Annotated in this window: 11 protein-coding genes and 1 pseudogene; 9 read left to right on the forward strand and 3 right to left on the reverse strand. The window is 74.5% G+C overall.

Annotated features, from left to right (window positions below; translation table 11 throughout):
• Window positions 1-2555: hydrogen gas-evolving membrane-bound hydrogenase subunit E (gene mbhE / locus KPF47_RS36185; RefSeq protein ID WP_224392921.1), on the reverse strand; the 2555-nt coding region annotated here is incomplete at its 3' end.
• A gap of 188 nt (window positions 2556-2743) precedes the next feature.
• Here mbhE and KPF47_RS36190 point away from each other — a divergent pair.
• Genes KPF47_RS36190 through KPF47_RS39500 form a run of 4 tightly spaced genes read left to right on the forward strand, consistent with a single transcriptional unit; the run spans window position 2744 to window position 4748 of the window.
• The gene (locus KPF47_RS36190; RefSeq protein WP_224391671.1) at window positions 2744-3268 is read left to right on the forward strand and encodes a gamma carbonic anhydrase family protein; all 525 of its coding nucleotides are present in this window, start codon (window positions 2744-2746) and stop codon (window positions 3266-3268) included.
• A complete protein-coding gene (locus tag KPF47_RS36195) occupies window positions 3265-3945 on the forward strand; it encodes a uracil-DNA glycosylase (protein WP_224391947.1) in 681 nt (226 codons plus the stop codon). Before KPF47_RS36190 ends, KPF47_RS36195 begins: the two co-directional genes overlap by 4 nt.
• Before the next feature lie 28 nt (window positions 3946-3973).
• Window positions 3974-4561, forward strand: a complete 588-nt coding sequence (locus KPF47_RS36200; protein WP_224391672.1) for a DUF1707 domain-containing protein — start codon at window positions 3974-3976, stop codon at window positions 4559-4561.
• 52 nt (window positions 4562-4613) lie between these two features.
• Window positions 4614-4748, forward strand: coding sequence for a hypothetical protein (locus tag KPF47_RS39500; RefSeq protein ID WP_255660512.1), 135 nt, complete (start codon window positions 4614-4616; stop codon window positions 4746-4748).
• A gap of 9 nt (window positions 4749-4757) precedes the next feature.
• Here the strand turns inward: KPF47_RS39500 and rpmB are convergent, their stop codons facing one another.
• Window positions 4758-4949 carry a 50S ribosomal protein L28 gene (gene rpmB, locus KPF47_RS36205; RefSeq protein WP_020627372.1) on the reverse strand — a complete coding sequence of 64 codons (192 nt, stop codon included), beginning with the start codon at window positions 4947-4949 and terminating at the stop codon, window positions 4758-4760.
• Between the two features lie 194 nt (window positions 4950-5143).
• Here rpmB and KPF47_RS36210 point away from each other — a divergent pair, with 194 nt between their 5' ends.
• The 5 genes from KPF47_RS36210 to recG all read left to right on the forward strand — a co-directional run bounded on the left by KPF47_RS36210 (window position 5144) and on the right by recG (window position 10103).
• Window positions 5144-5596 (forward strand): IS5 family transposase, encoded by a 453-nt coding sequence (locus tag KPF47_RS36210; protein WP_224387966.1) that lies wholly within the window; start codon window positions 5144-5146, stop codon window positions 5594-5596.
• Window positions 5547-5759 carry a hypothetical protein gene (locus KPF47_RS36215; protein ID WP_224391674.1) on the forward strand — a complete coding sequence of 71 codons (213 nt, stop codon included), beginning with the start codon at window positions 5547-5549 and terminating at the stop codon, window positions 5757-5759. The genes KPF47_RS36210 and KPF47_RS36215 overlap by 50 nt, the downstream gene beginning before the upstream one ends.
• Window positions 5760-5827: 68 nt before the next feature.
• Window positions 5828-6196, forward strand: coding sequence for a transposase (locus tag KPF47_RS36220; protein ID WP_374108899.1), 369 nt, complete (start codon window positions 5828-5830; stop codon window positions 6194-6196).
• A 10-nt stretch (window positions 6197-6206) separates the two neighbouring features.
• Window positions 6207-7937 (forward strand): DAK2 domain-containing protein, encoded by a 1731-nt coding sequence (locus tag KPF47_RS36225; protein WP_224391676.1) that lies wholly within the window; start codon window positions 6207-6209, stop codon window positions 7935-7937.
• Window positions 7938-10103 carry an ATP-dependent DNA helicase RecG gene (gene recG / locus KPF47_RS36230; protein ID WP_224391678.1) on the forward strand — a complete coding sequence of 722 codons (2166 nt, stop codon included), beginning with the start codon at window positions 7938-7940 and terminating at the stop codon, window positions 10101-10103.
• A gap of 179 nt (window positions 10104-10282) precedes the next feature.
• On the opposite strand, the pseudogene KPF47_RS36235 reads toward recG, so the two are convergent.
• A pseudogene (locus tag KPF47_RS36235) lies at window positions 10283-10528 on the reverse strand (hypothetical protein); the annotation flags it as partial.

The following is a 10528-nucleotide window of genomic DNA, read 5'->3' on the forward strand; positions in this document are numbered from 1 at the left end:
CCGGTGAGCAGGCTGAGCAGCAGCCCGGACCCGACCAGCGGCTCGGGGCGCAGGCGCAGCGCCCACGCGTCGCCGCGGTGGGACAGCCGCAGGAACACGATCGCGACGCCCCCGACCAGCGAGGAGATGAACCCCCCGCCGGGCTCGTCGTGGCCGCGCCAGAGCAGGAACAGCGACATCAGGAGCATCAGCGGGGCCAGCACCCGGCTCGCCACCCGCATGACGATCGTGTCGGCCGGGCCGTCGGTGGCGACGCGCTGCCGCGGGCTCCCCTCGGCTCCGGCCTCGCCGCGCCGGATCAGCACGAGCAGCCCCAGCGCCGCGGCCCCGACCACGACCGCCTCCCCGAAGGTGTCCATGCCGCGGAAGTCGACCAGGATCGTGTTGACCACGTTCGTCCCGCCGGTGGCGGCCTCCGCGGTGTCCAGCAGGTACCCGCCGACCGGCGACGGCCCGCGGCGCCCGGTCAGGACGTAGGTCGCCGCCCCCAGCGACAGACCGGCCGCCACCGCCGCGACCGCGGCCGGCGCGCGGCGCCACCGGGCCGGGCGGCGCAGCCGGACCCCACGGCCGCGCAGCACCAGCACCGCGACGACGGTGGTCAGCACCTCCACCAGCAGCAGGGTCATCGCGACGTCCGGCGCGCCGGCCAGCAGCAGCCACAACGCCGTCGCCAGACCGCCGAAGCCGGTCAGCGCCAGCGCCGCGGTCACCGAGCGGGTCGTCACGGCCCCGGCGACCGCGGCCGCCACGAGCACCACGACCACCCAGTCCAGCGGCCGGCTGACCGGCGCGGGGAACGGCGTGAGCGAGGGCAGGGCGACCCCGGCGGCGACGGCGAGCACCGGCAGCGCCAGCACCGGGCGGGCCAGGACGGCGGCGGGGGAGGGGTCGGTGTCGGGCCGTCCCACCCGGGTACCGAGGGCGAGCAGCCCGGCCCGGACCCGGTCGAAGGCCGCGGCACCGTCGGGCACCGGGAGCCGCTCCAGGGCCCGGTCGACCCGGTCGCGCCAGTGGAACAACGCGTAGCCGGCGGCGATGGTGAGCACCGACAGGACCAGGGCGGTCCCGAACCCGGGCCACAGCACGAACGTGACCGGCTCCGAGCCCGGGTCGAGGTCGCGGGCCGCGCGGTCGGTCAGCGGGTTCAGCACCCGGACCGCGGGTCCGAGCACCAGCCCGAGCAGTGCGGCGACGGCGGCCGGGGCGAGGAACGCCCGGGACGGCTCGTACAGGCCGGGCTGGCTGAGCCTGCCGCCGAACGCGCCGTGCACGATCCGTGCGGAGTAGGCGAAGGTCAGCGCCGACGCCACGACCGCGACGGCCGCGGCGACCGGACCGGCGCCCGGGGCGAAGTCGGCCTCCAGGAAACCCTCGTAGAGGTTCTCCTTGGACACGAACCCCAGCAGCGGCGGGACGCCCGCCATCGACAGCGCGGCGACCCCGGTCAGTGCCGCGGTGACCGGCATGACCTTCCGCAGGCCGCCCAGCTCACGCACGTCGCGGCTGCCCGCCTCCTTGTCGATGATGCCGACCAGCATGAACAGGGTGGCCTTGAACAGGGCGTGCGCGAAGGTGTGCAGCACCGCCGCGGACAGCGCGTACGAGGTGCCGACGCCGATCGCCGCGGTGAGCAGGCCCAGCTGGCTGACGGTGGAGTGGGCGAGCATCGCCTTGAGGTCGTGCTCGCGCAGCGCCAGCACCGCCCCGACGACGGCCGTCGCCAGCCCGAGCGGCACCAGCACCGCCGACCAGGCCACCGACGGCACGTAGATCGGGGTGAACCGCATCAGCAGGTAGATGCCGGCCTTGACCATCGTCGCGGCGTGCAGGTACGCGCTGATCGGGGTCATCGCGACCATCGCGCCGGGCAGCCAGAAGGTGAACGGCAGCTGCGCGGACTTCGTCGCCGCGGCCAGGATCAGCAGCGCCCCCGCGGGCAGGGCCAGGGGATCGGCCAGCACCGCACCCGGGTCGGCGAGGACCACGTCGAGGCTGGTGCTCCCGGCTGCGACACCGATCATGACCACCGCGCCCAGCAGGGCGAACCCGCCCATCGCCGTCACGACGAGTGCGCGACCCGCGGGCAGCGCCGCCGCCGGCCCGGCCGTGTTGATCAGCAGGAAGGACAGGACGGTGGTGAGCTCCCAGAACACGTAGAGCAGCACCAGGTCGTTCGCGGTGACCAGCCCGATCATGGCGGCGGCGAACCCGGCGAGCAGACCGTAGACCGTGCCGATCGGGTAGGAGGACTCCAGGTAGCGCGGGCAGTAGGCCATCACCAGCGCGCCCACGCCCAGCACGATCGTCACGAACAGCAGCGACAGGCCGTCCATCCGCAGGCCGAAGGAGATGCCCAGCGAGGGCATCCAGGACACGCCCGCGGTGAGGACCTCCCCGCGGACGACGTCACCCGCGGCGGTGTTCGCGTAGACGGCCAGCGCGGCGAGGCCCACGGCCAGCGGGTAGCCCGCGTCGCGTCCGAGCAGCCGGGCGAGCACCGGGGCGAGCAGCGCCAGCGCGACCGCTCCGCCCAGGGTGACCAGGGGGATCACCGGGCAGCGCCTCCGTCCAGGGGGCCGGGGGTGCCGCGCACCCTGATCATGACTCGGGAGCTTCTACCCGTTCGACGGGGTTTCCACACCGCCGGTTCCGGTCACTCCGATCGGTTGCGCCGCGCACGTTCCCGCGGGTGGGTGGGCCCCCGGCGTGGCGGCCCGCGAGCGCTTCGTACCCTCCCGGTGTGCCTCTGTACGCGCTCGGTGACGCCGAACCGGACATCCATCCGACCGCCTACGTCCATCCGGACGCCGTCGTGATCGGCAACGTGACGCTGGGCCCGGAGTCCACCGTCTGGCCGACCGCGGTGCTGCGTGGCGACGACGGCCGGATCGAGGTGGGTGCCCGCAGCAGCATCCAGGACGGGTCGATCATCCACACGACCCTGGAGCGGCCGACGGTCATCGGGGACGAGGTCACCGTCGGGCACAACGTGCACATCGAGGCGGCCACCATCGGCGACCGGGCGCTGATCTCGTCCGGCTCGGTGGTGCTGAACGGCTCGACGATCGGCGAGGGCGCGATCGTCGCCGCCGGCGCGGTCGTGTCCCCGAAGGCCGACGTGCCGGCGTACCGGATGGCGCTGGGGGTGCCCGCCCGCGTCCGCGACGGCTACGAGGTGCCCGCCGACCGCTGGCGGTACGCCGTGGAGTCCTACGTCGACCGGGGCCGCCGCTTCGCCTCCCAGCTGCGCCGGCTGGAGGGCTGATGGCCAAGCCGCTGCACGAGGTCGTCGAGGCCGGGTGGGCCCAGGCCCTGGAACCGGTCGCCGAGACGATCACCGCGATGGGCGAGTTCCTGCGCGCCGAGATCGCCGCGGGCCGCCGCTACCTGCCCGCCGGGGCGAACGTGCTGCGCGCGTTCCAGCAGCCCTTCGACGAGGTCAGGGTGCTGCTCGTCGGGCAGGACCCGTACCCGACCCCGGGGCACGCCGTCGGGCTGTCGTTCTCCGTCGCCCCCGAGACCCGCCCCCTGCCGCGCTCGCTGCAGAACATCTTCCGCGAGTACGCCGAGGACCTCGGCCACCCCGCGCCCACCTCGGGCGACCTGACCCCGTGGACCGAGCAGGGTGTGCTGCTGCTCAACCGGTGCCTGACCGTCGCGCCGGGAGAGCCCGCCTCGCACCGCAACAAGGGCTGGGAGGAGGTCACCGAGCAGGCCATCCGCGCCCTGGTGGCCCGCGACGCCGAGCCGATGGTCGCGATCCTCTGGGGCCGCGACGCCCGCAACCTCGCGCCGCTGCTGGAGGACGTGCCGACGATCGAGTCGGCGCACCCGTCGCCGATGTCGGCGGACCGCGGCTTCTTCGGGTCGCGACCGTTCAGCCGGGCCAACGACCTGCTGGAGGAGATCGGCGGGGAACCCGTCGACTGGAAGCTGCCCTAGGCTGGACCGGGTGGACGACCCGGGGGACATGCGCATATCGGACGCCGACCGTGAGGCGGCGGCCCGCCGCCTGCACGACGCCCTCGGCGAGGGCCGCATCACGCTGACCGAGCTCGAGGAACGGCTCGACGCCGTCTACGCCGCGCGCGTCGCCCGGGACCTGCAGCCGCCGCTGGCGGACCTGCCCGGCGGGCTGCCGCCGTCGGTGACCGCGCTCGCGCCCACCCCGGCCCGCCCGCCCGCGCGCTCGGAGCGGGTGCACCTGCGGACCGGTGCGGGGACGATCAAGCGCACCGGCGACTGGCAGGTGCCCGCGGCCCTGCACCTGTCGTCGTCGATGGGGACGATCCACCTCGACCTGTCCGAGGTCCGGTCGCTGCCGCCGCGGATCGACATCGAGGTCGCGCTCGGGATGGGCGAGATCGTGCTGGTGCTGCCCGAGGGCGGCACCGCCGACGTCGACGGCACCAAGGCGTCCTGGGGCGAGGTGAAGACCCGGGTGCCCGCGACCCCCGGAGCCGCCGGGCCGCACCTCGTGGTGCACGGCAGGGTCGGCATGGGATCGGTCACCGTTCGCGGGGCACGCCGCAGCTGGTGGCGGTCCCTGGTCGGGTGAACCGGCCCCGGGAACGACGAAGGCCCGGTCCTCGGGGGACCGGGCCTCGATCGTGGTTCGGGTCTCGCGCACTCAGAGGTCATTTCAGAACGAGGTCGACGTGTCTGTTGTAGACGACAAGCGGCTATCTGACCTGCCGTTTGATCTGTCGTCGAGGGGTCAATGGAAACTCGACAAGTCGTTCTGAAACGACCTCTCAGACGCGGGTCACCTTGCCCGCCTTCAGGCAGGAGGTGCAGGCGTTGATCCGACGGCGGTTGCCGCCGTTGATCGCGGCGCGCACCGTCTGGATGTTGGGGTTCCAGCGGCGGTGGGTGCGGCGGTGCGAGTGCGAGACGGACATGCCGAAGCCCGGACCCTTGCCACAGACGTCGCAGACGGCAGCCACGTCGGACACTCCTCGGGTTGACGAACAGATTCACGAACGGATTCCCGGCACGGACGTGCCGGGGTTCGGCCTTCAAGTCTAGCCACGCCCGTGTCGTGACCGGCGCGCGGGGCCGTCCGGCGGCACCGGGGGCGCCCCCGCACCTAGGGCGCGTCTCCTAACCCGGCTGGTCGGGCCTGCGCGATGATCAGTAGGTGTCGCGCCGTGCCGTCCTGACCGATGCCCAGTGGGACCGACTCGAGCCGTTACTGCCCTCGTCGGACGGGATGCCAGGGCGCCCGTTCGCCGATCACCGCAGAGTGATCGAGGGGATCATCTACCGGTTCCGCTGCGGGCTGGCCTGGCGTGATGTCCCGGTCGAGTTCGGGCTGTGGCAGACCCTATGGAAACGCCACCGCCGCTACTGCGGTGACGGCACCTGGGACCAGGTTCTCGCAGCTCTGCTCGCCGATGCCGACTCCGCCGGTCTCGTGGACTGGGCCGTGTCGGTCGACTCGACGATCATCCGCGCTCACCAACACGCCGCGACCCTGCAGCGGGACACAGGGGGCCGGATCGAACTACAAGAATCTGCTGATCGAGCCGCCCGATCACGCGTTGGGCCGCTCCCGCGGAGGGCTCGGCACGAAGATCCACCAGCTCGTTGACGGACACGGCCGCCCGCTGGTCGTACTGGTCGGCCCTGGCCAGGCCGGTGACGCCCCGATGTTCGCGCACCTGATGTCACATCTGAGCGTCGGACGGGTCGGTCCGGGCCGACCGCGGACCCGGCCCGAGCGGGTCCGCGCAGATAAGAGCGTCCGGCAGTAGAGGTGGCCGTGTGTCGGTGTTGGTAGAGACACGGACCTGCAAGTGATCATGGGATTGCTGATGTCCTGATGGTCGCCTGGAGAGTCCGTGCCTCTACCTGCAACGACACCCCCACGACCTCATTTGCCGGGCGCTCTAAGGCCTACTCCTCACGCGCCATCCGCGCCCACCTGCGCGGACGACGGATCGTCGCGGTCATCCCGGAGCCGGCTGACCAGCAGGGACACCGGAAACGACGCGGCACACGCGGCGGTCGACCACCGGCGTTCGACCGGGTCGACTACCGCGGCCGCAACGTCGTCGAACGCGGGTTCTGCGAGGTCAAGCAGTGGCGCGGCCTCGCGACCCGCTACGACAAACTCGCCCTGACCTTCCGCGGCGGAGTTGCACTGAAGGCCATCGTCACCTGGTTGCGCACTTTAGGAGACACGCCCTAGTGTGGGGCCCGTGGCCTCGCCGTTCGACCCCGCGCTGCTGCGCCGCTGGATCGACGCCGCCGCCGAGCGGCTCACCGCCGGGCGGGCCGAGATCGACCGGATCAACGTCTTCCCGGTCGCCGACCACGACACCGGGTCGAACCTGCTGCTGACCGCCCGTGCGGCGGCCTCGGCCCCGCTCGACGGGGGCGTGCCCGTCGCCGATCCCGTCGCCGAGGACGTCCGGCCGGTGCGGGCCGCGGCGGCGCTGGCCGCGGCCGCGGTGCGCGGTGCGCGCGGGAACTCGGGCCTGATCCTGTCCCAGCTGTTCCGTGGGCTGGCCGAGGAGCTGGCGGCCGCGGCCGCACGACGCCCGAACACCCCGGCCGGCGAGCTGCTCGCCGGGGCGCTGCGACGGGCTGCGGGGCTGGCGGCCGTCGCGGTGTCCGCGCCGCGCCCGGGGACCGCGCTGACCGTGCTGGACGCCGCCGCGGCGGCCGTGGCGGCGCGGGTGGCGGCCGGGGCGGCGACCGGGCCGTCGGCGTCGGGCCCGGCGCTCGCCCGGGTCGCAGGCCTGCCCGGGCACGCCGACCCCGACGGCGGGGGTCCCGACACGACCGGTGCGCTCGCCGAGGCCGCCCGGGTGGCCGCGGACGCGGCGCGGGCCGCACTGGCCCGGGCCACCGGGCGCCCGCCGGAGCTGGTGCGGGCCGGGGTCGTCGACGCGGGCGGGCTCGGCCTGGTCGTGGTGCTGGACGCGCTGGTCGCCGCGGCGGGCGGTGATCCGGGCCCGCCGCCGTCGTCGCAGGTGGGGACGCCCGGTCCGGCCTCGGCGGTCACCGCCGACGGCGAGCTCGTGCCGTGGGTGCCCCAGCCGGTCTACGAGGTCACCTACTGGCTGCCCGGACCCGACCCGGCCGCGCTGGAGACGCTGCGCGCCCGGCTCGCCGGTCTCGGGGACTCGGTCGGTCTCGCCGGGGACGGCGGCGGCGGGGTGATGGTGCACGTGCACACCACCGAGGCCGGGCCCGCGGTCGAGGCGGGGCTGGCGGTGGTCCGCCCGTCGGGGATCCGGATCGAGGCGCTGCCGCCGGCGCCGCCGACCCGCGACCGCGCCGTCCTGCTGATGATCGAGAGCAGCGGGGCCGGGGCGCTGGCCCGGGCCGCGGGCGGGAACGTGCTGGTCGCCGACCCCGACCCGACCGTCGACGAGGTGCTGGCCGCGATCCGCGCGACCTGCGCCGAGCACGTCGTCGTGCTGCCGTGCGCGACGCACCGGCGCACGGTCGGTGAGACCGCGGCGCAGCGGGTGCGGTTCGAGGGCATCGACGTCGTGGTGGTCCCGGCGAGCTCGGTGCTCCAGGGCCTGGCCGCCCTGGCGGTGCACGACCCCGCGCGGCGCGCCCCGGACGACGTCGTCGCGATGGCCGAGGCCGCGGCCGCCACCCGGACCGGCGGGCTGGCCGTCGCCGAGGCCGAGGCGCTCACCTGGGCCGGTCCCTGCCGTCCGGGGGAGATCCTCGGGATCTCCGACGGCGAGGTCGTGCTGATCGCCCCGGACCTCGCTGTCGGTGCCCTGTGGTTGGCTCATCGCATGCTCACTCCGGGTGGGGAGCTGGTGACCGTGCTGCTCGGCTCGGCCGCCCCCGACGATCTCGGGGAGCGGCTCGCCGAGGACCTGCGCCGCACCCACCCGGAGGTCGACGTGGTGGTGCACCGGGGGGAGCAGGGCGACTACCCGCTGGTGCTGGGAGTGGAGTAGATGGACGACGGGTTCGACCTGGACAGCCGGCTCGACGGGCCGCTCGGGCGCAAGGCGGCGGACGCGCTGGCCCCGCTCGGGCTGGAGACCGTCGGGGACCTGCTGCGGCACTACCCGCGGCGCTACGTCGACCGCGGCCGGCTCACCGAGATCGCCGGGCTGGTGGCGGGTGAGCACGTCACCGTCGTCGCGGCGGTGGCGCGCGCCGAGCTGCGCGAGATGCGCAACCGGCGGGGGAAGATGCTCAAGGCCGTCATCCGGGACGAGAAGGGCGGCGAGCTCGACGCCACCTTCTTCAACGGCTGGAAGCTGCAGGGCTTCATCAAGCAGGGCGTCGTCGGGGTGTTCTCCGGCAAGGTCGGGGTGTTCAACAACCGGCTGCAGCTGACCCACCCGCAGTTCGAGGAGATCGAGGAGAGCGACTCGCTGCGGCCGTTCCTGTCGGTCTACCCGGCGAACGCCAAGGTGACCTCGCAGGCCATCGCCCGGTCGGTGCGCCAGGTGCTGGAGCAGATCGACGACCCGACCGACCCGCTGCCCGGGTCGCTGCGCGAGCGGGAGAAGCTGCCGGAGCTGGGGCGGGCGCTGCGGCGCATCCACGTGCCCGAGACCGAGGCCGACCTGTTCGCCGCGCGCCACCGCCTGGTGTGGGACGAGGCGCTCGGCGTCCAGCTCGCGCTCGCGCTCCGGCGGGAGGCCGCCGTCGCCCGGCCGGCCCCGGTGTGCCCGCGCCGCGACGACGGTCTGCTCGCCGCGTTCGACGCGGACCTGCCGTTCCCGCTGACCGAGGGCCAGCAGGAGGTCGGCGAGCAGATCGCCGCCGACCTCGCCCGCGAGCACCCGATGAACCGCCTCGTGCAGGGCGACGTCGGCGCGGGCAAGACGATCGTCGCGCTGCGGGCGATGCTGCAGGCCGTCGACGCGGGCACCCAGGCCGCGATGCTGGCCCCCACCGAGGTCCTCGCGGCCCAGCACGCCCGTTCGCTGCGCGCGATGCTCGGCGCGCTCGGCCGTGGCGGTGAGCTCGGCGCGGGGGAGAACGCGACCGCGGTGACGCTGCTGACCGGGTCGATGGGGGCGAAGGCCAAGCGGCAGGCACTGCTCGACGCGCAGTCCGGCGCCGCAGGGATCGTCGTCGGGACCCACGCGCTGATCCAGGACACCGTCGGGTTCGCCGAGCTGGGGCTGGTCGTGGTCGACGAGCAGCACCGCTTCGGGGTGGAGCAGCGCGACGCGTTGCGCGCCCGTGGCGAGAAGGCCCCGCACATGCTGGTGATGACCGCGACGCCGATCCCGCGCACGGTGGCCATGACCGTCTACGGCGACCTGGCCGTGTCCGAGCTGAAGGGGCTGCCGAAGGGCCGCTCCCCGGTCGCGACGACCGTCGTGCCCCTGGCCGAGCACCCGTCGTGGATCGAGCGGGTGTGGCAGCGGATCCGCGAGGAGGTCGAGGCGGGCCACCAGTGCTACGTCGTGTGCCCCCGGGTCGGGGGGACGGAGAAGGAGGACGCCGACGAGCCCCCGCCGGACGACGACGGTGGCGAGGAGCGGCGTGCCCCGCTCGCGGTGCTCGACATCGCCCCGTTGATCGAGGAGAAACTGGCCGGGCTGCGGGTCGGGATCCTGCACGGCAAGCTCCCGCCGGAGGAGAAGGACACCGTCATGCGGGCCTTCGAACGCGCCGAGCTGGACGTGCTGGTCGCGACCACGGTGATCGAGGTCGGTGTCGACGTGCCGAACGCGACCGGGATCGTGCTGCTCGACGCGGACCGGTTCGGCCTGTCCCAGCTGCACCAGCTGCGCGGCCGGGTCGGGCGGGGCAGCGCACCGGGGCTCTGCCTGCTGGTCACCGACATGCCCGCGGCGACCGCCGCCCGCGAGCGGCTCGACGCGATCGCCGGGACCACCGACGGTTTCGAGCTGGCCCGGCTCGACCTGGAGCTGCGCCGCGAGGGCGACGTGCTGGGCACCGGCCAGTCCGGCTCGCGCTCCGGCCTCAAGCTGCTCTCGCTGCTGCGCCACGGCGAGGTGATCGAGAAGGCGCAGGTCTACGCGCGGCACCTCGTCGCCGAGGATCCGGGGCTGGCCGGGCACCCGGGTCTGCGTGACCTGGTCGCCCAGACCCTGGGCGACGAGGAGCGCGCCGCCTACCTCGACAAGTCCTGACCGGACGGGCTCAGGTCCCCGGGAGCTCCCGCGGGCCCGGGCGTCCAGCTCGGCGCGGGCGGCCCGCGGCAGGTGCACGACCCCGGCCCGGTCGAGCCGGTCCAGCTCGGTGCGGGCGCGGGCGTAGGCGGCGAGCCGCTCCGGCTCGGAGTCCGAGTCCCGCGCGGTGGTCAGCAGCTTCACCACGCGTTCGACGGTCCGGCGCTCCTCCGGGTCGAGCCCGGAGAGCCGGATCCGGTCGGCGGCCTCCCTCGCGGCCCGCCAGGCGCGGCGCGCGGCGTCGACGGCGCGGACGTAGCCGTCGCCGTGGGGCCCACCGGGGTGTCCAGTGCCTGCGCCGCGGCGAACGCGTCGACGAACCGTCCGGTCGCGGGGACCGTCGTGTCCGACAGTGCCGGGCGGCGCAGCACCTCGAGCGGGTCGGC

This window comes from Pseudonocardia sp. ICBG1293, from assembly GCF_020131355.1.
Taxonomy (GTDB): domain Bacteria; phylum Actinomycetota; class Actinomycetes; order Mycobacteriales; family Pseudonocardiaceae; genus Pseudonocardia.

What these genes read in the sequence shown, in the direction of transcription:
- recG (WP_224391678.1), top strand. Translation starts at nt 7,938, where the DNA reads ATGGACGACGGGTTCGACCTGGACAGCCGGCTCGACGGGCCGCTCGGG.
- KPF47_RS36200 (WP_224391672.1), top strand. Translation starts at nt 3,974, where the DNA reads ATGCGCATATCGGACGCCGACCGTGAGGCGGCGGCCCGCCGCCTGCAC.
- KPF47_RS36220 (WP_374108899.1), top strand. Translation starts at nt 5,828, where the DNA reads ATGGTCGCCTGGAGAGTCCGTGCCTCTACCTGCAACGACACCCCCACG.